The organism is Bradyrhizobium sp. 1200_D9_N1_1, from assembly GCF_052075915.1.
In the GTDB taxonomy this organism is placed as follows: domain Bacteria; phylum Pseudomonadota; class Alphaproteobacteria; order Rhizobiales; family Xanthobacteraceae; genus Bradyrhizobium; species Bradyrhizobium diazoefficiens.
The window spans coordinates 4,887,678-4,908,493 of the sequence record NZ_CP197226.1 but is presented as its reverse complement, the minus strand read 5'-3'; the positions used below and the strand labels follow the sequence as shown (position 1 = coordinate 4,908,493).

21 protein-coding genes and 1 pseudogene are annotated in these 20,816 nt (G+C 64.9%); 8 read left to right on the top strand and 14 right to left on the bottom strand.

The features are described from left to right. Positions 1-15: 15 nt before the first annotated feature. The 5 genes and pseudogenes from AB5K84_RS23660 to AB5K84_RS23640 form a co-directional block, all read right to left on the bottom strand. Positions 16-963: a hypothetical protein gene (locus tag AB5K84_RS23660; RefSeq protein ID WP_249163363.1), complete on the bottom strand. Its 948-nt coding sequence runs from the start codon at positions 961-963 to the stop codon at positions 16-18. A gap of 37 nt (positions 964-1,000) precedes the next feature. Beyond that, positions 1,001-1,132, bottom strand: a pseudogene (locus AB5K84_RS23655) (hypothetical protein); the annotation flags it as partial. Next, on the bottom strand, positions 1,129-1,548 hold the full coding sequence (locus AB5K84_RS23650; RefSeq protein WP_038967418.1) for a carboxymuconolactone decarboxylase family protein: 420 nt from the start codon (positions 1,546-1,548) through the stop codon (positions 1,129-1,131). The gene AB5K84_RS23650 and the pseudogene AB5K84_RS23655, both read right to left, overlap by 4 nt. After that, on the bottom strand, positions 1,481-1,912 hold the full coding sequence (locus AB5K84_RS23645; protein ID WP_011087349.1) for a MerR family transcriptional regulator: 432 nt from the start codon (positions 1,910-1,912) through the stop codon (positions 1,481-1,483). Before AB5K84_RS23645 ends, AB5K84_RS23650 begins: the two co-directional genes overlap by 68 nt. A 157-nt stretch (positions 1,913-2,069) precedes the next feature. Next, a complete protein-coding gene (locus AB5K84_RS23640; protein WP_038967424.1) occupies positions 2,070-3,017 on the bottom strand; it encodes a hypothetical protein in 948 nt (315 codons plus the stop codon). Between the two features lie 123 nt (positions 3,018-3,140). Here AB5K84_RS23640 and AB5K84_RS23635 point away from each other — a divergent pair, with 123 nt between their 5' ends. The 3 genes from AB5K84_RS23635 to AB5K84_RS23625 all read left to right on the top strand — a co-directional run bounded on the left by AB5K84_RS23635 (position 3,141) and on the right by AB5K84_RS23625 (position 6,520). Beyond that, positions 3,141-4,289: a tetratricopeptide repeat protein gene (locus AB5K84_RS23635; RefSeq protein ID WP_236842251.1), complete on the top strand. Its 1,149-nt coding sequence runs from the start codon at positions 3,141-3,143 to the stop codon at positions 4,287-4,289. 125 nt (positions 4,290-4,414) lie between these two features. Next, positions 4,415-5,056, top strand: coding sequence for a hypothetical protein (locus tag AB5K84_RS23630; RefSeq protein WP_038967417.1), 642 nt, complete (start codon positions 4,415-4,417; stop codon positions 5,054-5,056). Between the two features lie 267 nt (positions 5,057-5,323). Further along, a complete protein-coding gene (locus AB5K84_RS23625) occupies positions 5,324-6,520 on the top strand; it encodes an acetylornithine transaminase (protein ID WP_011087353.1) in 1,197 nt (398 codons plus the stop codon). A 125-nt stretch (positions 6,521-6,645) separates the two neighbouring features. Here the strand turns inward: AB5K84_RS23625 and AB5K84_RS23620 are convergent, their stop codons facing one another. From AB5K84_RS23620 to pcsA, 3 genes are all read right to left on the bottom strand, one after another. Further along, the gene (locus tag AB5K84_RS23620) at positions 6,646-7,620 is read right to left on the bottom strand and encodes a quinone oxidoreductase family protein (RefSeq protein WP_011087354.1); all 975 of its coding nucleotides are present in this window, start codon (positions 7,618-7,620) and stop codon (positions 6,646-6,648) included. 92 nt (positions 7,621-7,712) lie between these two features. Then, positions 7,713-8,438 (bottom strand): TerC family protein, encoded by a 726-nt coding sequence (locus AB5K84_RS23615; RefSeq protein WP_011087355.1) that lies wholly within the window; start codon positions 8,436-8,438, stop codon positions 7,713-7,715. Further along, positions 8,435-9,202 (bottom strand): phosphatidylcholine synthase, encoded by a 768-nt coding sequence (gene pcsA, locus AB5K84_RS23610; RefSeq protein ID WP_028173978.1) that lies wholly within the window; start codon positions 9,200-9,202, stop codon positions 8,435-8,437. The genes AB5K84_RS23615 and pcsA overlap by 4 nt, the downstream gene beginning before the upstream one ends. An 87-nt stretch (positions 9,203-9,289) precedes the next feature. Here pcsA and AB5K84_RS23605 point away from each other — a divergent pair, with 87 nt between their 5' ends. Continuing rightward, positions 9,290-10,474 carry a UbiH/UbiF family hydroxylase gene (locus AB5K84_RS23605; protein ID WP_011087357.1) on the top strand — a complete coding sequence of 395 codons (1,185 nt, stop codon included), beginning with the start codon at positions 9,290-9,292 and terminating at the stop codon, positions 10,472-10,474. A 6-nt stretch (positions 10,475-10,480) separates the two neighbouring features. On the opposite strand, the gene AB5K84_RS23600 is transcribed toward AB5K84_RS23605, so the two are convergent. Next, positions 10,481-11,434, bottom strand: coding sequence for an AEC family transporter (locus AB5K84_RS23600; protein WP_011087358.1), 954 nt, complete (start codon positions 11,432-11,434; stop codon positions 10,481-10,483). A 106-nt stretch (positions 11,435-11,540) separates the two neighbouring features. Between AB5K84_RS23600 and hspQ the strand changes: the two genes are divergently transcribed. Further along, a complete protein-coding gene (gene hspQ, locus AB5K84_RS23595) occupies positions 11,541-11,873 on the top strand; it encodes a heat shock protein HspQ (protein ID WP_011087359.1) in 333 nt (110 codons plus the stop codon). A 77-nt stretch (positions 11,874-11,950) separates the two neighbouring features. Here the strand turns inward: hspQ and AB5K84_RS23590 are convergent, their stop codons facing one another. After that, positions 11,951-12,781, bottom strand: a complete 831-nt coding sequence (locus AB5K84_RS23590) for an invasion associated locus B family protein (RefSeq protein ID WP_011087360.1) — start codon at positions 12,779-12,781, stop codon at positions 11,951-11,953. Positions 12,782-13,041: 260 nt separating this feature from the next. Here AB5K84_RS23590 and AB5K84_RS23585 point away from each other — a divergent pair, with 260 nt between their 5' ends. The 3 genes from AB5K84_RS23585 (at position 13,042) to AB5K84_RS23575 (ending at position 17,711) form a co-directional block, all read left to right on the top strand. Then, positions 13,042-14,880 (top strand): extracellular solute-binding protein, encoded by a 1,839-nt coding sequence (locus tag AB5K84_RS23585; protein WP_038967416.1) that lies wholly within the window; start codon positions 13,042-13,044, stop codon positions 14,878-14,880. A 23-nt stretch (positions 14,881-14,903) separates the two neighbouring features. Further along, a complete protein-coding gene (locus AB5K84_RS23580; RefSeq protein ID WP_011087362.1) occupies positions 14,904-16,406 on the top strand; it encodes a class I adenylate-forming enzyme family protein in 1,503 nt (500 codons plus the stop codon). Between the two features lie 84 nt (positions 16,407-16,490). Beyond that, positions 16,491-17,711 carry a hypothetical protein gene (locus AB5K84_RS23575; RefSeq protein ID WP_011087363.1) on the top strand — a complete coding sequence of 407 codons (1,221 nt, stop codon included), beginning with the start codon at positions 16,491-16,493 and terminating at the stop codon, positions 17,709-17,711. A 62-nt stretch (positions 17,712-17,773) separates the two neighbouring features. Here the strand turns inward: AB5K84_RS23575 and AB5K84_RS23570 are convergent, their stop codons facing one another. The 4 genes from AB5K84_RS23570 to AB5K84_RS23555 all read right to left on the bottom strand — a co-directional run bounded on the left by AB5K84_RS23570 (position 17,774) and on the right by AB5K84_RS23555 (position 20,780). After that, a complete protein-coding gene (locus AB5K84_RS23570; RefSeq protein WP_011087364.1) occupies positions 17,774-18,010 on the bottom strand; it encodes a hypothetical protein in 237 nt (78 codons plus the stop codon). A gap of 233 nt (positions 18,011-18,243) precedes the next feature. Continuing rightward, positions 18,244-19,368, bottom strand: a complete 1,125-nt coding sequence (locus AB5K84_RS23565; protein WP_051000369.1) for an acyl-CoA desaturase — start codon at positions 19,366-19,368, stop codon at positions 18,244-18,246. A 202-nt stretch (positions 19,369-19,570) separates the two neighbouring features. Next, positions 19,571-19,780, bottom strand: a complete 210-nt coding sequence (locus tag AB5K84_RS23560) for a cold-shock protein (RefSeq protein ID WP_028173969.1) — start codon at positions 19,778-19,780, stop codon at positions 19,571-19,573. A 235-nt stretch (positions 19,781-20,015) separates the two neighbouring features. Further along, positions 20,016-20,780 carry an SDR family NAD(P)-dependent oxidoreductase gene (locus tag AB5K84_RS23555; protein ID WP_011087367.1) on the bottom strand — a complete coding sequence of 255 codons (765 nt, stop codon included), beginning with the start codon at positions 20,778-20,780 and terminating at the stop codon, positions 20,016-20,018. Between the last annotated feature and the right edge of the window lie 36 nt (positions 20,781-20,816).

The following is a 20,816-nucleotide window of genomic DNA, read 5'->3' as shown; positions in this document are numbered from 1 at the left end:
ACTCCGTCAACGGGCTCAACCCAGCGTCGCCCGGTAAATCCCGTCCTCGCCGAAGTGATAGAGATGCCTGCCGCGGCCCTGCAAACGGCCGCGCGGTCGCGCTGAGCCGTCGGGCATGAACAGGTATGCCCGCCTCACAAGAATCATTCCCTCTCGATCCGATCGTCCGATGTAGGCCACATTGGGTGGATCGTCGTATTGGCCCGAGAACAGAATCTCCGTCTCGGACATTGCGAACGCGTGGCAGCCTCGAAGCTTCGTTTGCTTCCAGGTCAATTCGAAGTCTGCGCCGATCCGATAGAGCGGGAAATCCGAGTAGAAGAAAATGGCGGCCTCTGGGCCCGCCACATTGAGCGCGTAGCAGTCGTCAATCGTGTGGTCTGCATCTGCTGGAAATTCCCAGACCTTCTCTCCCAAAGTCGAGAAGCAAACCAAGCCGGCCTGCCCGACCGAACTGCCAAAAACACCCTCGTCGAAATACCCAATCCAGATCCGTCCGAGGTCATCGATCTGGAGATCGCTGATGGCATCGCCGAGGCCGACGCGGTCTGCTCGTCCGGTCCGGGGATCAAAGATGACTCCGTTCAGGTCGTGGTCGGTCTCGGCCCGCCAGTTGTGTCTGCGGCTCGCCAGCAAGACCCGCCCGTCGGGAAAGAGGTCGACATGAGAATGGCCGAGCTCAAGCGGAGGCAGATCGATCCATAGCTCCGATCCGGCAGCCGACTTGTGCAGACCGTAACGCTTCAACCTTTCCATCTTCGGATGCGGCAATACGCCAGAAGCGCGCAACGCGGCTGCAGTCGATGCGCTGTCTCCCGAGGACTCGAACAGGAAAAGTAGCGACTGATCGCCCGCAACCCCGCTCGCAACGAGCGAAAATCCGAGACGCGTCGGCGCCGTGCCAATCTTTTCGAACTGTATCGATCTAATCAAACGAGCCCCCGATGCTGCCTGAGGCAGCATCACCAAGCGCGCGCCGGGCGCAAGCGCGAAGTCGCGATCAGGCTTCGGCCAGCCATTTCGGCACCCAGCGCTCCGGACGCGGCGCGCGGGCGAGGTCGGCCTGTGCCTCGGCTAATTTTGCCGGCTCGCCCCCGATCGTCGGGCGCACATCGTGTTCGAAGTTCGTCATGTCGCTTCTCCCGACCCCTGCCGTCCATCATGCGCGGAAAACACCTCCTTGGCTGCGAACAGCCCGTTCACCGCCGCCGGGAAGCCCGCATAGACGGCCATCTGCATGATGATCTCCACGATCTCGTCGCGAGACAGCCCGACGTTCAGACCCGCCTCGATATGCACTTTGAGCTGAGGCGCGGCATTTCCGAGCGCCGTCAGCGCGGCGATCGTCGCGATCTCTCGATCGCGCAGGCCGAGATCCGGGCGGCTGTAAATGTCGCCGAAGGGAAACTCGATCACGTATCGTGCGAAATCCGGAGCGATGTCGGCGAGTGAGGCGACGACCTTTTCGCCGGCTCTGCCGTCAATGCGTGACAGGGCCCGCTGGCCGCGATCGAAGCGGCTTTCGGCTTGTGTTTGAGCGTGCGTCATTTTCCTTCGTCCTCTGTTCGCCGCCGGCATAGCCGGCGATCTTGGTATCAAGGACGAGCAGGCATTCCTGGAGTTCGGCAATCTCCGTGCGAACCTGTTCCCGGTGGATTTCCAGCATCTGCCGCCGGGCTGGCCCGGTGGCTTCGCCTTCATCACGAAGCGCCGCATAGCGCAACATGTCCCGGATCGGCATTCCCGTGGTCTTGAGCCGACCGAGGAATTCGATCCATGTGAGGATCGATGCGTCAAAGTCACGCTGGCCGGAACGATCCCGGTCTGCGTATGGCAGCAGCCCGATGCGCTCATAATAACGCAACGTGTGAGTCGACAAGCCGGTTCGTTTTGCGAGGTCGCCGATCTTCATGTGTGCCCGTTCTCGTACTGACGCACGTACAGATACCCCTTCGAGCGCACTCTAAGTCAAGGGGGATCGAAGGTGCCGTTCCCGCGAGGTCAAGATGGCACGACAGCAGAAGATTTCGGCGCGCCGGCTGGGCGGCAGCATCGCGGGATTCCGAGCTTCAGGATGCCGCCAGCCATTTCGGCACCCAGCGCTCCGGGCGCGGAGCGCGGACAAGATCGGCCTTCGCCTCGGATAGCAGCGCAGGCTCGCCGTCGATGGTCGGGCGCAGATCGTATTCGAAGTTCGGCATGACGCGGCCGTCGGCGTAGAGCCCGAAGCTCATCGCGTACCACAACCCGAGCTCGGGCTGTGCGCGGCGCATCTCTTCGCGCAGGTCGCGCAGCAGGGATTCGATCGAAGAAGCTTCCTCGAACGGCTGCGGTCCACGCGTGAGGACGCGCGCCTGATACTGTGCGCCCGATATCGCGACCTCGAAGTTCGTCTTGTCCCAGGGCTTCTTCCCCTTCGGCAGATGCGCCGCCAGCCGCCAGCCGAGCTCGGCCATCAGGCGGTGATTGGCCCAATAGTCTTCGCGATCCCGGCTCCATTTTTCCACGAAGCCGCGAAAGTCGGGAAGTTCCAGCGATGCGTCGTCCGGCGCCATCGGCTCGCCAGCCGGCCGCCCGGCGAGCCACCGCGCAAGCTCGACCGTCTGACACTCGACCTCGTCATGCGGCAGCAGGTCGCTCCAGGCGTTACCGAATTGCTGCGACGTCAGTTTTGCGAGCAGACCGTCAAGGCTCGGCGCCAGCAGCTCGTAGTCGCCCTCCGACCCCAGACCGACGATCGGCGGATTGTCCCGGTCGAGACCGGCACCGTACCACCCGCCGACGGCCGAGCCGTCCGGAAGTCGCATGAACAACGAAAACCTGTCGCGCAGGGGACTACCGTCGACGATCGGCGCATGATCGGAGAACTGGCCTTGCAGGGAGAAGCGACCGACGCTGCCCCAGGGGCGCCCGTTCAGCCAATCGGCGAAATCGACAAGCAGGGGTGGCGCTTCGATACCCGGCGGAAATGCGCCGCGAATGCTGTCGAGGTCGATCGGGTAAGGCGTATCGGACAAGGCTGAATACTGTCTGTTGGTCACGCCAGTGTTGGTCTCAACGGACCAGCGTCCGGTTCGAACCAATTCGCATCCTTCGATCACAAACGCGCCAGAGGCTCAATGGTTTCTGCGCGGCTATCGATGAAATACAATCACGAGGTTGGTATCCGGGCCGGGCTGTGCGCGATTGGCACAGCATTGATCCTGCTTGCACTTCCCGCCGCTGCGCAATCGCCATCACCCGCCCAGGCGCGGCAATGGTGTTTCGGCACCGACAAGGTCGGCGACGACCGGCGCCTCGCCGGCTGCTCGGCGGTGCTGCAAGCCAATCCCTCCAATGCGCTGGCGCTTGCCAACCGCGGCGAGATCTTCCGGCGCAAGGGCGACGCCGAGCGTGCGCTCGCCGATCTCAACCGCGCCATCGATCTCGATCCGAACGACGCCATCGCCTGGTACAATCGCGGCATTGCCTATGACGATCTCGGCGATCGCGACCACGCCATCGCCGACTATACGCGCGCGATCCGGCTCAAGCCAAATGACGCGCTCTACTACAACAACCGCGGCAATTCCTACATCGGCAAGAACGACTACGCCCGTGCGCTCGCCGACTACGATCAGGCCATCAAGCTCGATCGGACATTCGCGCTCGCCTATTTCAACCGCGGCACGGCCTATCGCGAGCACGGCGAGGCCGATCGCGCGCTCGCCGATCTCGACATGGCGATCAAGCTCGATCCCAACTATGGCCCGGCCTACGGCAACCGTGCACGCATCTTCCGCGACAAGGGGGAGCGGGCCCGGGCGCTGGCCGATTTCGGCAAGTCGCTCCAGCTCACGCCGAACAACGACCGCGACGCCTATGCGCGCGCGAGCATGTATTTCGACGACCACGACTACGCGCGGGCGCTGGAAGACTACGATCGCGCGATCAAGGCCAATGCGAGCTATGCCGGCGTGTTCAATGCCCGCTGCATGACGCGCGCGATCCTGGGGCAATTGCAGGAGGCGCTGGCCGATTGCGAGCAGTCGCTCCGGATGCGCCCGGGCGATCCCTACACGCTGGACAGCCGCGCCCTCACCTACCTCAAGCTCGGCAATCTCGACGCGGCGATTGCGGACTACGACACGGCGCTGAGCGCAAAGCCGGAGCTCGACAGCGCGCTCTACGGCCGCGGCCTTGCGAAACGCAGGACGGGTGACGCCGACGGCGCGGAGCGCGACATCGCCGCGGCCAGGGCGGTCAATGCCGGCATCGCCGACGTGTTCGCCCGTTACGGCGTGCAGTAATTTCTCTGCGCAACCATCGTGCCGCGTACGACCGCACGCCGGAATGTGACACTATAGTGCATTCACGCGGAGGTCACGGACTCGTCCTAACTCTGCCGCGCTTTCAACGCGAGCGAGGATTGATGATGAGCTGCCTCTCGGACATGCTGCGCACGCAGCGCTTCGACGATTACCGCTTCTACCACCAGAGCACCGTCAATCAGACGCTGCACCTCTTCAGCGCCGTGATCTTCCTCGCCTGCTATGCGCTGCTGTTCAAAGATCCGGCGCTCGCGGGACTCGTCGGCTGGCTCGCGATGCTGACACGGCAGACCGGGCATTTCTTCTTCGAGCCGAGCGGCTATGACGCAGTCAACGACGTCAGCAACGCGTACAAGGAAGCGGTCAAGGTCGGTTACAACCAGACCCGCAAGATCATCCTGCTCCTGGTCTGGGGCAGCGCGCCGCTCGCGCTGTACGTGTTCCCCACTCTGTTCGGACTGTTCGATCCACCCGCCACGCGTCTCGACTTCATCCGCCATGTCGGCGCGCTCTGGCTCGCGATCGGCGTCGGTGGCGGACTTGCGCGCATGATCCAACTCTTCGTCGCGCGCGATGTCACAACCGGACTGGTATGGGTGTTCAAGGTGCTGACCGATCCCTTCCACAACATCGCACTGTACTGGACATCCCCGCTCAAGCTGATGCGCGGTGAGCTCATCGACAGCGCGATTGCGGCTGCGGATTGGGGGGCGGAGGACGCCGAAGAAGCTGCGCATCCGACCTGACCGATGCACGCTCGGCGGGCATCTCGCGAAGCGCCCGCTTGACAAGCCCTGCCCTTCGGCTGTAGGGACGCGGCCCATGATCAATTCTCGGACCAACCGCCGCGCAGCTTTCCGTCGTCGCACCCGCGACGATGATGGGTTGCGCCATGTCCGACGACGCCGCTGAAGCACTGAATTCAGCCAGTTTTCGAGAAGGCCGCACCCGCAAAGTGCGGCCTTCTTGCTTTTTGCGTCCATTTTCCACCCGCCCCTCGATAGGAGTTCGACATGACCACCGCCACCCATCCGTATGATGCGCTGATGGATATCACCGCACGGCCCAAGGCCGTGTTCGTCCGCGGCGCCGGCTCCTACCTCTGGGACGACAGCCGCAAGCGCTATCTCGATTTCGTGCAGGGCTGGGCCGTGAACTGCCTCGGCCACTCGCCATCGGCGATCGCCGACGCGCTTGCCGCGCAGGCCAAGCGGCTGCTGACGCCAAGCCCGGCCTTCTACAACGAGCCGAGCCTCAAGCTCGCGCAGGCGCTGGTCGCAAACAGTGCCTTCGACCAGGTGTTCTTCGCCAACTCCGGCGCGGAGGCCAATGAGGGCGCGATCAAGCTCGCGCGCAAATACGGCAGCCTGCACAAGGGCGGCGCATTCGAGATCATCAGCTTCGAAGGCGGCTTCCACGGCCGGACACTGGCGACGATGTCGGCCTCGGGCAAGAAGGCGTTCGAGCCCTTGTTCGAGCCGAAGGTCGCCGGCTTCAAGAAGGCGAAGCTCAACGACATCGCCTCGGTCGAGAAGCTGATCAACGACAACACCGTCGCGGTCATGCTCGAGCCGATCCAGGGCGAGTCCGGCGTATGGCCTGCGACCGATCAGTTCCTGCAGGAGCTGCGCGCGCTGACAAAGGCGCACGGCCTGCTGCTCATTCTTGACGAGATCCAGACCGGCATGGGCCGGACCGGAAAGCTCTTTCACTACGAGCACACTGGCATCGCGCCCGACATCATGACGCTCGGCAAGGGCATCGGCGGCGGCGTGCCGCTCGCCGCGCTGCTTGCGACCGAACGGGCGGCCTGCTTCGAGCACGGCGACCAGGGCGGCACCTTCAACGGCAACCCGATCATGTGCGCGGCGGGCCTTGCGGTGCTGGACGAGGTCGGCAAGCCGGACTTCCTGAAGTCGGTCACCGAGACCGGCCTGTTGCTCGAAAGCGAGTTGCAGAAGGTCTCGGCCCGGCATGGCCTCGGCGGCGTGCGCGGCCGCGGCCTGCTGCTCGCGCTCGACCTCAAGCTGCCGATCGCGCCCGGCATCGTCGCGCAGGCGTTCGAAGCCGGCGTGCTGCTGAATGCACCGCAGGTCGACACGCTGCGCTTCATGCCGGCGCTGAACGTGACGCGGGCGGAGATCGCCGAGATGATCGATTGCCTCGACGCGATCTTGACCAAGGCCGGCGCGGCGAGGCGCGTGGCGTAGCGGCGCATACACAAGCTCGTCATTCCGGGGCAATGCGAAGCATCGAACTACGGTGCGCAATTGCGCGCCTGAGAATCTCGAGATTCCGGGTTCGGCTCTTCGAGCCGCCCCGGAACGACGGTTAGCTACGGCTTCAAAATCGACGCGCCCGTGGTCTTGCGGCTTTCGAGATCGATATGCGCCTTGGCGGCATCCTTCAGCGCGTAGGCGTGGTTGATCGGCACGTGCAGCTTGCCGTTGATGACGGCGGAAAACAGCGTGTCGGCGCCTTCCAGCAATTCCTTGCGCGTGCCGACGTAATCGTTGAGCTTCGGCCGGGTCGCGAACAGCGAGCCGTGGTTGTTGAGCTCGGCGATCGAGAACGGCGGCACCGGACCCGAGGCATTGCCGAACGAGACGAACATGCCGCGCGGCTTCAGGCAGGACAGCGAGCCCGGGAAGGTCGCCTTGCCGACGCCGTCATAGACGACATCGCAGCCCTCGTTGCGGCTGATTTGTTTGACGCGCGCGACGAAGTCCTCCTCGTTGTAGAGGATGACGTGGTCGCAGCCATTGGCTTCCGCAAGCTCGGCCTTCTCGCGCGAGCCGACCGTGCCGATGACGTGGGCGCCGAGCGCCCTCGCCCATTGGCAGGCCAGGAGGCCGATGCCGCCGGCGGCGGCGTGGATCAGCACGCGATGGTGCGGCTCGACCTTGAAGGTCTTGTGCAGAAGATACCAGACCGTGAGCCCCTTGAGCATCAGCACGGCGCCCTGCTCGTGGGTGATGTGGTCGGGCAGCTTGACCAGCTTCTCCCACGGGATATTGCGCTCGCCGGTATAGGCGCCGAGATTGTGGTAGTAGGCGACGCGGTCGCCGGGATGGAAATTCGTGACGCCCGGCCCGACCGCGATGACCTCGCCCGAGGCCTCGTTGCCGGCGATGAAAGGCAGCTCCGGCGCCTTGTAGAGGCCGGTGCGATAATAGACGTCGATGAAGTTCAGCCCCACCGCATGCTGGCGGATGCGCACCTCGCCGGGGCCGGGCGCCGGCACCTCGACGCTCTCATAGACCAGGGCTTCGGGGCCTCCGACCTTGTGCACACGGACGGCTTTGGTCATTGACTGACCTCCTCTCGGTCGTCGTGGCGGCAAGCCAAAGACATCACGACCACCTTGTCAACTCGACTTGGAATGGAACGGACCAAACGCGACTATTTGCCGGCTTTCCTGCGGTTGCGCTTGGCCAGCACGTTGAAGAACTCCACCGCCGCCGAGAACGCAATTGCGAAATAGATGTAGCCGCGCGGGATGTGGAATTGGAATCCATCCGCAACCAGCGCGACGCCGATCAGCACCAGGAAGGCCAGCGCCAGCATCTTCGTGGTCGGATGCTCCGCGACGAATCGCGACACCGGCCCCGACGAAAGGTACATGATCAGGCAGGCGATCACGACGGCCGCGATCATGATCTCGATGTCCTGCGCCATGCCGATCGCGGTGATGATCGAGTCCAGCGAGAACACGATGTCGATGACGATGATCTGGACGATCACCCAGAAGAAGGCGTTGCGGCCGGAGGCCCTGTCGCCCTCCCCCTCATCGGCTTCGACCTCGGCGTGGATCTCGTGCGTCGCCTTCGCGATCAGGAACAGGCCGCCGCCGATCAGGATGAGGTCGCGCCAGGAGAAATCGTAACCCACAAACGAGAACACCGGCGCGGTCAGGCCGATCAGCCAGACCAGAACGCTGAGCAAGATGATGCGGAACACCAGCGCCAGCGCGAGCCCGATCTGGCGGGCGCGGTGCGCCTGCTTCTCCGGGATGCGCGAGACGATCACCGACAGGAAGATCACATTGTCGATGCCGAGCACGATCTCGAGCGACGTCAAGGTGAGCAGCGCGGCCCAGGCTTCGGGGCTGGCGAGGAGATGCATCATGCGAAGGATCTTGCGAAGCGGATCAATGCGTCGCTGAAGCTGATCCAGAGCGCGATGGCGCACAGCGCGAGCGTCACGCCGGGACCGACGCGAAAGTCCATGTCCAGCGTGTAAAGGGAGAGCACCGCCCAGATCCCGATCAGCGACATCGTCAGCCAGCGCAGCCGCACGACGCGGACCGGATGCAACACATGGAACGGCACGAAGGTCAGCACCACGAGGGCCGCGACCAGCAGCGTCGACCACAGCGGCGGCCAGTGCAGCAGGAACAGGTAGAACGCAGCCGCGTTCCACAGCGCCGGGAAGCCGCGGAAATGATTGTCATCGGCCTTCATCCGCAGATCGGCGAAATATAATGCGCTGGTGACGATGATGGCGACGCCGAGCAAGGGAGCCGCGACCGGCAGCAGCAGGCCGCTCGCTACGATCGCGTAGGCCGGCACGAACACATAGGTGACGAAGTCGACCACGAGATCGAGCACGTCGCCCGACCAGTTCGGCTGCACGTTCTTGACGTCAAGCCGGCGCGCGATCGGACCGTCGATCGCGTCGATGATCAGAGCGACGCCCAGCCATTGAAACATCGCCGCCCAGTGCTCGCGCACGGCCTCCAGCATCGCCAGCAGCGCAATGGCCGCGCCGAAGGCGGTGAAGACGTGCACCGAGAAGGCCGCGGCGCGCATCGCCGGTCTCGGCTTCAGGGAATCCTGCTGGGTATCCATGGCTTCTGCTATCAGAACGAGGCCGGTTTGCACATAAGCCATTGCGGCGCCCGGTCGCACAATTCGCCACAAAATCACGGAAAAATAGGTGGGCTTGAATTTGCCGCCGGGCGTGTCAAATGTCGTTCCATGACAGACGCATCGACACTCTTTGACGCAGCCGTGATCGGCGGCGGACCGGCGGGACTTAGCGCGGCCATCGCGCTGGCGCAGGCGGGTGCACGGACCGCGCTGGTGGCGCGCCGCCTGCCCTATGCCGACAACCGCACCACGGCGCTGCTAGGCGCCTCCGTCGAGCTGCTGGAGAGCCTCGACGTCTGGCCGCGCTGCAAGGACAAGGCGGCCGCGCTCGAAATCATGCGCCTCGTCGACGACACCGGCCGGCTGTTCCGGGCGCCGGAGGTCCGCTTCTCCTGTCACGAGATCGGGCTCGACGCCTTCGGCTACAACATCGACAACCGCTCGCTGATGCTGGCGCTGGAAGAGCGCGCGGCCGAACTGCCCGGGATCGTCCGTTTCGACGACGAGGCCGAAAGCGTCGTCATTGAAGCCGACGATGTCGCGATCCGCACGGCCTCCGCGCAATTCCTCGCAGCCCGCCTCGTGGTCGGCGCCGACGGCCGGCATTCGCTGTGCCGGGAGGCTGCCGGCATCGCGGTGACGCGGCGCGACCTGACGCAGACCGCGCTCACCTTCAACGTCGGCCATGCGCGGCCGCATCGCAATGTCTCGACCGAGTTCCACACGCCCCACGGGCCCTGCGTGTTCGTGCCCCTGCCCGGCAACCGCTCCAGCATCGTCTGGGTCGCAGCTCCCGCGGAAGCGGAACGCCTCCGCGGCTTAAGCGACGACGAGCTGTCCGCCGCGATCGAGAAGCAGTCGCATTCCATCCTGGGACGCATGACGGTCGAGCCCGGCCGCAACCTGTTTCCGCTGGCGATCGAACGTCCGAAATCCTTCGGCCGCGACCGCATCGCGCTGGTCGGCGAAGCCGCCCATGTGGTTCCCCCGATCGGCGCCCAGGGCCTCAACCTTGGCCTGCGCGATGCCGCCGACATTGCCAGACTTGCGGGCGATGCCATCGCCTCGGGCGAGGATCCCGGCGCGCCCGACGTGCTCGAGCGCTACGACCGCGCCCGGCGGCCCGACATCCTGAGCCGGACCTTTGCGATCGACATCGCCAACCGCTCCTTGCTCAACGATTTCCTGCCGCTCCAGCCGGTCCGCGCCGTCGGCATGCACCTGCTCGGCGCCATCGGCCCGCTCCGGCGCTTCGCCATGCGGGAGGGGCTGACGCCTACCTGGCGGCGGTAAGCTCGCTCACGGAAACGCCAGCCGGCCGGTCTGGATCGCCCACATCACGCTGGTCAGCGTGACCACGGACGCAAACGTCCCGAGCAGCACGGCGACGGAGGCGGATTCGATCCAGGCGTCATTCTGCCGGGCGATCACGAACACGTTGAGCGCCGGCGGCAGCGAGGCCATCAGCACGGCGGTCGCGGCCCAAGGCTGCGCGAACGGGCCGAACGCCAGCATCAGGCCGAACGCTGCGAGCGGATGGAACAGCAGCTTCACCGCGACCACGCCCGGCACCTCCCACGGCACCCGATCGAACGGGCGGAGCGCCACGGTCACGCCGAGCACGAACAGCGCGGTCGGGGCTGCAGCGTTCTGGAGGAATGTGATGGTGCGGTCGAGCGCGACCGGCAGCTCGATATGCAGCGCTGCCACCGCCGCGCCAAAACAGGCCGACATGATCAGCGGGTTGAGCACGATCTGCTTCAGCACCACGCCGAAGGCATGGACGATCGAGGGATGATCGCGGTCGGACAGCTCGATCAGGAGCGGCACGATCGTGAACAGGAAGATGCTGTCGCAGCAAAAGATCAGCGCGGTCGGCGCCGAAGCCTTCGCCCCGAGCACGGCGAGCGCCAGCCCCGGCCCCATATAGCCGATGTTGCCGTAGCCGCCGGAGAGCCCTGCGAGCGTCGCCTCGCGCAGGGTCAGGCGGCCGAGAACCTTGCCGACGACGAGCGCCAGCGTGAACGCCGTAACCGTCGACAGCGTGGTTGCGACCAGGAACGGCGGGTTGTTCAGCTCCGCAAACGGCGTCTTCGACATGATCGCGAACAGCAGCGCCGGCAGCGACACGTAGAGCAGGAAGAAGTTCATCCAGGCCAGGCCCGATTCCGGCAGGGATTTGATCTTGCCGCAGGCAAATCCGACGAAGATCAAGCCGAAATACGGTAGCGCCAGATTGAGGATATCGACCATTTCTCAAGTTTCTTCTGAAGACTTGGGAGCTATCTGCCCCTTAAGCGGACGTTAATTCGAAGTTAGGCCACTAGCATCGGCCACAATCCTGGTCTATCGACGGGGAATGATAAAAGCGCGGACCGCGAAATTTCAGATCGGACAGGTCGTTCGCCACCGGATCTTCTCGTTCCGGGGCGTGATCTTCGACATCGATCCGGAATTCAACAACACCGAGGAGTGGTGGCTGTCGATCCCGGAGGAGGTGCGGCCCCACAAGGACCAGCCGTTCTACCATCTGCTCGCGGAGAACGCGGAATCCGAATACGTCGCCTACGTGTCCGAGCAGAACCTGTTGCCCGACGAATCCGGCGAGCCGATCCGCCATTCGCAGGTCGCCGAGATCTTCATCAAGGACAAGGGCGGCGGCTACCGCCCGCGCAATCCGTCGCTGAACTGAGTTAAGCCGCCGGCAAGCGGCCAATAAAAAAGGCGCTCGGAGTGAGCGCCTTTTTCATGTCAGGGATCTGGTCCCGATTATTTCTGGCCGGCCGGAGCCGCGCCGGGCGCAGCACCGCTCTGCTCGAGCTTCTTGCGCTGCTCGTCCGCCTTCTTCTGAAGCTCTTCCTGAAGCTTCTTCTGGGTTTCCTCGAACACCTTCGGATCGGTCGGCGGACCGTCATAGGCCTTCTGGAATTCGCCGGCGAGCGGCAGCGGCAGCGTCAGCGGCGCGCCGTTGGCGTTGATCGCCTGGACAACGAGATTCTGGCCCTTCTTCATGTTGGCGATGAGCTCGGGCGTCGCTTCGTAGTCCGACATGCAGCCGTTCTGGAAGCAGATAACGTACGGGCTCTGCAACGGCGCATTGCTGTCCACGATGATGCGGGTGCCGTGCACGAGCTGCATGCCGAGCGGCAGCGTCACGCGCAGGATCTTCTTCGGCTCGCCTTCCGGTTCGATGATGACGGCGGCGATGACCGGCTGGCCCGACTCGATGCGGCCGTCCTTGCCGGTGAAGCAGACCTGCTTGGCGTTGGCGTCCTGGCCCTTGAGGCAGAACTTGGTCCAGGGGGCGTAGATCAGTTGGATCTGCTGGTCTGCCGGCTGGGCTGCGCCCTGCTGCGCCGGCGCGCCCGCGGCGGGAGGAGCCTGCTGGGCGGGCGCCTGAGCGGCCGGTGCCGGAGCCTTGGGGGCTGCCTTGGGAGCGGCTTTCGGGGCCGGAGCTGCCTTGGGCGCGGCGGGCGCACCGGGGGCCGGCGCCGGGGTCTGGGCCTCGGCGGCAAACGGAACGGCCAATGCCGTCGCCGTCAACAAGGCGAGAAGTCGCCCGCGCGGCCGGACGGACGCGGCCAAGTAACGGAAATTCATTGCAGAAAACCCTTTCTGAACGGGAAGTGCCCGAACCGCTCCGAAGCGCCGAACCAAGCCGCCTTGGGCGCGGCTCTCTCCCCGTCAAATGAGGCGGATAAGTGACGGGCTCGGCGCTCTTGCGCGATTGCCCGCCTTCTTAACGTGGCCGACGAAAAGATCAATGCCGACAAGCGTCTTTGGTCACTCTGGCGCCAGCGCCCCACCAAATTCCCTGTGATAGGATTCAGGTCCGCCGGTCCTCGAATCAACGTGTGCCGATGTTCATGTTCCAACGCCTTCTCGAGGGCCCCGGCATCCGCCATTGCATCCTCCTCGCCTCGGCCCTCGTTATGGCCCTCGCCGCCGGGTTGCCGGCCAGCGCACGGGCCGAGGAGGCCCATGCCATCGCCATGCACGGTAAGCCGGCGATGCCCGCCGATTTCACCCACATGCCCTACGCCAATCCCGATGCGCCCAAGGGCGGCCGGCTGACCTGGGGCATGCTCGGCACCTTCGACAGCCTCAATCCGTTCGTCGTGAAGGGATTGGCGGTGCAGCCGATCCGCGGCTACGTGGTCGAAAGCCTGCTTGCGCGTGGCCAAGATGAGTCGTTCACGCTCTACGGCCTGCTCGCCAGATCGGTCGAGACCGATGACGAGCGGAGCTACGTCACGTTCCGCCTCGATCCCCGCGCCCGGTTCTCCGACGGCAAACCGGTGCTCGCGGAGGACGTGCTGTTCTCCTGGCAGCTCTTGCGCGACCACGGCCGACCGAACCTTCGGCAATACTATGCCAAGGTTGCCAGGGCCGAGGCGCCCGATCCTCTCACCGTCCGCTTCGACCTCACCGGCGCCAACGACCGGGAATTGCCGCTGATCCTCGGCCTGATGCCGATCCTGCCCAAGCACGCGGTCGATGTCGCGACCTTCGAGGAGACGACGCTGACCGGGCCGGTCGGCTCCGGCCCGTATCGCGTCACCGCGGTGCGGCCCGGCGCCAGCGTGACGCTCAAGCGCAATCCCGACTATTGGGGCCGCGACCTCGCCATCAATCGCGGCCTCTACAATTTCGACGAGATCAGGCTCGACTTTTTCCGCGAGGCCAACGGCCAGTTCGAGGCCTTCAAGCGCGGCCTCTACGATTTCCGCGTCGAGAACGAGCCGCTGCGCTGGCACGACGGCTATGATTTTCCGGCCGTCAAAAGCGGCGAGGTGATCCGCGACAGCGTCAAGCCCGGCGTGCCGCAGCCCTCGGAATTCCTGGTCTTCAACACCCGCCGTCCGATGTTCGCCGACATCCGCGTGCGAAAGGCGCTGACGCTGCTGTTCGATTTCGAGCTGGTCAACCGCAACTACTTCTTCTCGCTCTACTCGCGCGTCGCCGGCTATTTCGCCGGCTCGGACCTGTCGGCCTATGGCAGGCCTGCGGACGCGCGCGAGCGCGAGCTGCTCAAGCCGTTCGCCGCACAGATTCCGCCCGATGTCATGGACGGCAGCTACCGCCTGCCGGTGACCGACGGCTCCGGCCGCGACCGGGCCACGCTGCGCGCCGCGCTGAAACTGTTGTCGGAGGCCGGCTACGATCTCGACGGCACCGCGCTGCGCAACCGGACGACCAAGGCGCCCTTCACGTTCGAGATCCTGGTCACGACCCGCGACCAGGAGCGCATCGCGCTCGCCTTCCAGCGCGACCTCAGGCGCGCCGGCATCGAGCCGAGCGTACGGTCGGTCGATCCCGTGCAATTCGACCAGCGCCGGCTCGCTTACGAGTTCGACATGATCCAGAACCGCTGGGACCAGTCGCTGTCGCCCGGCAACGAGCAGTATTTCTATTGGGGCAGCGCTGCCGCCGACAATCCAGGCACCCGCAACTACATGGGCGCCAGGGATCCGGCGGTCGACGCCATGATCGCCGCCCTGCTGGAGGCCCGTGAACATACGGCCTTCGTCTCGGCGGTGCGCGCGTTGGACCGCGCCCTGATCGCGGGCTTCTACACAATCCCCCTGTTTAACGTATCCGAGCAATGGATCGCGCGCTGGAATCGGATAGAACGGCCAAAGGCCACTGCGCTGTCCGGCTACCTGCCGGAGACCTGGTGGTCGAAGGGTGAGCCTTAGGGCCAGTCAAGCGAAGTGACGCCGTGAACCAGCAAGCCGTATCGCCGACGCTCGACACGCTGTTCCAGCGCACGCTGATGCGGCAGCCGCACGCGACCGCCCTGCTCGACCCCCTCAACAAGGCGCGCGTGACCGGGCACCAGCCGCGGCGGCTGAGCTATGCCGAGGCCGATACCGCCATCGAGGCGCTGTCGGCCTATTTCGTCGAATCGGGCCTGCCGGCCAATTCCGTCATCGCAATCCAGCTGCCGAACACGGTCGAGTTCGTGCTGACGGTGCTCGCCGCCCATCGCGCCGGTCTCGTCGTCGCCGTGCTGCCGCTGCTCTGGCGCCACGCGGAACTGACCGCTGCGCTCAACCGCACCGCCGCGCGCGCCATCGTCACCATGAGCAGGGTCGACGGCGTCAGCTATTCCGACCTCGCGATGCACGCTGCGGCGGAGGCGTTCTCGATCCGCCATGTCTGCGGCTTCGGCACCGACCTGCCCGAAGGCATGGCCTCGCTCGACGAGGTCCTGGCCCGCCCGCCCGGCACCACGCGCGCCGTGATCCAGGACGGCCGCAAGGCGGCGATGATCTCCTTCGACGTCACGGCGGAAGGCTTTCGCCCGGTGCCGCGGCCGCATTTCAGCCTGATCGCCGGGGGCCTTGCGATGTCGCTGGAGGCCGACATCAAGCAGGGCGCGACCGTGATGGCGGCGTTCACGCCGATGTCGTTCGCCGGCCTCGCCTCCTCGCTCGCAGTGTGGCTGCTCTCGGGCGGCGCGCTGGCGCTGCATCATCCGTTCGAGAACGACGTGCTGGAGCAGCAGATCAACGAGCATGAATGCGAGGTGCTGATCGCGCCCGCGCAGCTCGCGCTGCGGCTCGGCGATTCCGACCTGGCGGCGCGGATGCCTACCTTACGCAACGTTATCGGCCTGTGGCGCGCGCCGGAACAGGTGGCGGCAAGCGATGCCTGGATCGCGCCGCATGCGCCGCTGACCGACGTCTATCTGTTCGGCGAGGCCGGATTGTTTGGCGCCCGCCGCGGCGAGGACGGCATGCCTGTTGCGGTAATGCCGGGGCCGCACGGCGCCCCGCGCGAACAGTCCGGCTCCTCCATCGCCGGCGAGATCCTGCTGACGCCGAAGGGCACGCTCGGCCTCCGCGGGGCGATGGTGCCGATCGCGGCCTATGCCCCGCCGCAGCCGGTCGGCGAGACGCTGATCGCGCAGCCGCCGCGCGACTATGTCGACACCGGCTATGCGGCGCGGCTCGACCGTCCGAGCGGTGCGATCTGCATCACCGCGCCGCCCTCGGGCATCATGGCCGTCGGCGGCTACCGCTTCCTCTCCAACGACCTCCAGGAATGGGCGCGCCGGCTCGGCCAGGGCGCCCTGCTCACCGCGCTGCCCGACCGCCTTTCCGGTCATCGGCTGGCGGGCCGGGCCCAGGACAATGCCCGCGCCCGCGAGGCGCTCAACGAGCTTGGGCTTAACCCCCTGATGGTTGAGGCTTTTCGCGACCGCTCCGGGGCGGCCTAGGCGCACTTTCGACCCATTCGTTGACGCTGCATTAAGGCGGCCAAACTAGATTGCGCAGCATCTGTCGCGTGATCAGAGTTTGCTATGTCCCAGGCGGGCCCGATCCTTTTTGTGTCCAATGCCGAGCGCCCCGCCTTCGTTGCGGCGCTGGACGAGGCCCGTCTCTTCCCCGTGGTCGACACCGACTGGGCCAGCGCGGTGCGCGCGGTCGAGCAGGTGCAGCCGGCCGCGGTTCTCGCCGCAATGAACAGCGGATATGAGCCGTATCTGGCGCTGCTCGCCAGGAAGATCGCTGACCAATCGCCTTACCTGCCCTTCGTGGCCCTGGACGCGGCGGGCACGCTGCCCCACAACGCCCTGCCCTTCTCCTCGCGCGGCAATTCCGACCGCCTGAGCGCGCGGCTGCGCGCCGCGCAGCGCGTGCGCACCCTTCATGCCACCGTGCTGCGCCGGCTGCCGGAGGCGAAGGTCGCGCTGCCGGAGAGCGACCCGTCGCGCGATGCCACCGTGCTCCTGATCGGCCGCGGCGCAGCCTATCCCGCACTCTCCGTCGCGCTCGGTGAGCGCGTCGGTGTCATCGGCGCGCTCTCGATCGAGGCCGCGGCCAAGCATCTCAACACTCGCGATATCGATGGCGTGGTGCTCGCGGAAGGTTTTACCGCGCGCGTCACCGACGCCTTCCTCACGGTGCTCGCCGAAGACACCCGCTTCCGCAGCCTGCCCGTGGTCGTCACCGCACACCAGCTCGTGCAGACCTACGACCTGCCTAATCTCGAGCTTATTCCGGGCGAGCCGGCGAAGGTCGCCGCCAACGCGCTGCCGCTGATCCGCCAGCACGCGATGGAAGCGCAACTGAGCCGCACGCTGCGCTCGATCGACGCCGGCGGCTGGCTCGATCCGCGCAGCGGCCTGCTCACGACGGAAGCCTTTGCCCGCGATTTCTCCAGGGCGGTCGAGCAGACGCTAGCCCGCGGCGGCGGCCTGTCGGTGGCGCGCTTCGCCTTCGATCCCTCAAATCCCCGCGCACAACTGGATGCTGCGCGCATCCTGAGCCGCCTGATGCGGCAGATGGATTTCGGCGCGGCGCAGAAGGACGGCTCGGTCATCGTCGTGTTCGCCGAGACCGACTTCCGCACCGCCCACATGATCGCCCGCCGTCTCTCCGCGGTGATGCGGCACACCTCCAACGGCAAGCACGAGATGCGCAGCGATCCGGTGGTCAGCGTGGACTCGCTGTCGTCGTCGGATACGGCCAGGTCGTTGCTGGCGCGGCTGTCCGCCGACGCCTCGCGCGCGGCGTCGTAGTCATTCGCCAGCGTTCAATAATCCAATACGCGTCTTGATGTCCGCCGTCGGGCCTCGGACGCTCACGTCATCATGAGCTTGATCTGGCCGTCCTCAACGGCTCCCATCGCGAGAGCGTCGCGAGCCATCTTTTCGACGGCCGGCCAATTCGCGAGAAGGTATTTTTGCGCCTGCGCCTTGGTTGGGAGCGTGGTCTGCAGAATACAGGTCTGCCGCGCGTTCCCGTTCGCGATCTGAAAGGACACGGCTTGGGGCCCTTCTTTGAGCTCTTGCTCGGTGGGCTTGGGAAACTTGCGCATGCGGCTCCTTCTCGGGGCTCAGCGAACGGGTGCGGTGACCCCGGACGCTTGATCGGCGCGGGCCATCCCGGCCGCGATCTTCCTGGCTTTCGCCAGGCGATTCGACTCGCGGCCGGGCTGCGTGTTGCGGACTGCCTCAGTCAGCATCTCGCGAAGCTCAGCCTTCGTCTTGGGTGGTTGCCGTGGACTCGACTTCTGCCAATTGGTCATACCCCTATATGGGGATGCTCGCGCTAAATGCCACTCTTCGCGTTCGTGTTGGCCGATAGAGCGGGCGTGGCCAGGAGAAAACCGACAGAATCGTGCAGGAGTTCGTAGGCGCGGTCGACGATATCGTCGAGGGATATGGTCTTGGCGAACATGCGTTGCGCCTCAGCCAGCAACTGCTCGCGGGTCGGCATGCTGGACAGGCGCAAGTCGGCACGGTGCTGCAGCAGACTGAGCGCGTCCCGGACCGATAATTCAGTCTCGTGGATCGACGTTCTGATCGCGAGCGCGATGTGCTCGGGATCAAAGCGAGCGGCGAGCTGCTCGGCCGCTTGCTTGACCACGCGCGATCCCAAACGATGCTCATTGCGCAGAACCTGCCTGGGCGGCAACTTCAGATCCCAGACGATCCCGAGCCAGGACAAGGCGACCAGGGCATAGTAGGTTAGATCGACCTCATACCAGTAGAAGCCCTGCCGGGCGCTGGCCTGGTAGGCGTGATGGTTGTTGTGCCACCCCTCGCCCATCGTCAGCAGGGCGAGCAGCCAGTTGTTGCGGGAATCGTCGCCGGTCACATACCGCCTGCGTCCGTGAACATGTGCGAGGGAGTTGATGCAGAATGTCGCGTGATACAGAACCACGGTGCTCCACATAAATCCGACCACGAGCCCCGACCACCCGGCAATCAGGAAGCACAGACCCGCGAGCACGACCGCCGGCAACAGCTCCAGCCGGTGCAGCCACATCAACTCGGGATACGACGCCAGATCCGATACCTTCACGAGGTCGGTCGCATCGTGCTGCCGGTAAAAGATCCAGCCGAGATGACTGTACACGAAGCCCTTGTGCCGGGGTGAATGGACATCTTGCGCCGTATCCGAGTGAAGATGATGATGGCGGTGCTTGGCAGCCCACCAAAGCACGCTTTTCTGGGCGCTGCTCTGGGCAAGGAAGGCAAGGATGAACTGGAACGCCCGGCTTGTGGCGTAAGCCCGATGCGAGAAGTACCGGTGATATCCGGCAGTGATGCCGAACATGCGCAGCCAATACAGGGCAACGCAGATTGCAACGGCTTGCCACGAGACGCCCGACCAGATCGCCGCGAGGCATCCCGCGTGGATCAATACAAACGGCAGGACCTGCGGATACATGACGTCGTCGTGTTCCTGATCGGAGTCCTGGCCTGAATCGATATTGATAGACACGCTCGCGACCTCAGCTGTTTCGATGGGCGGGCCGACCCGCAACCGATGCAAAAAAACCCGCGGCCGGTAAACCAGTCGCGGGTCGAGAGAACCAGAAGCTCTGCCAGTACATCCGTGGTCAAAGCAACATAGTACCGATTGCGGTAGCCTAGACGGCGCGCAGATTTTCCGCAGCAGACTTGCCGGTCCGGCGGTCCGCGACGATTTCGAAGGAAACCTTCTGGCCCTCGTTGAGGGTGCTCATGCCGGCGCGTTCAACTGCGCTGATATGAACGAAAACATCCTGGCCGCCCTGGTCCGGCTGAATGAAGCCGAAACCCTTTTGGCCGTTAAACCACTTCACAGTTCCCGTATTCATGGGGTCGTCCTTTAACATAGATAAGTCTTTGGAACCGCGCTCAAGAGCACAGTTAGCGAATTCGAGATCTGGAGGGAGGGTCGTCAGTCAGGCACGCTTATCAGCGGCGAGGCCAAGTCGTTCGGCCGAAACTCGATGTCTTGAGTATGGCTATTGTTCGGGCATTCCGCAAGGGGCCATATGTCGCTGTTTTCGGACCCATATGTCCGGTTGGCGGCCTCCGGGTTCGCTGTATTCACCGCATGATGAACCCGCCGTCGACCGAGATGGACTGTCCGGTCACATAGCTGGCGGCGTCGCTGCAGAGCCATAACACCGCGCTCGCAATTTCCTCGGGACGGCCGACCCGTCCCATCGGCACGCTCTTCTCCAAGGCCCTGAGCGCATCGCCCTGGCCTGCGGCAACCATCTGGTCGGCCATCGGTGTCCAGATCAGCCCGGGGCAGATGGCGTTGATACGGACGCCGCGTGCCGCATATTCGAGCGCCGCGCTCTTGGTGAAACCAAGGACGCCGTGCTTGGCGGCGTGATAGATACCGCGCTCGGCGCCTCCCACAAGTCCCCCGAGAGACGAGCAATTGACGATCGCACCGCTGCCCTGCTTGCGCATCTGTTGCAGCTCGAATTTCATGCAGCTCCATTCACCGCGGAGATTGATCCCCATGACGCGGTCGTAGTCCTCACGGGTCGTGTCGGCGGTCTCCGCGAGAACATTCTGGACGCCCGCATTGTTGTAGGCGGCATCGAGCCTGCCGAAGACGGAAACGGTCTGCGCCACCATGGCCTCGACCTGCGCGTCATTGGAGACATCGCAGCGGATGGCGACGGCCTTGTGCCCCCGGGTGACCAGCTCGCCTGCCGCGGCCCTCACCGCGTCCTCGTTCCAGTCCGCCAGTGCAACGGACGCCCCGGATTCCGCGAAAGCCTTTGCCGTGGCGAGGCCCAGCCCGGACGCGGCACCGGTCACCAGCGCAACCTGTCCCTCGAATGAAATGTTCATGGATATCTCTCCTGTCGATCTGTCGGGTCGTCGTAC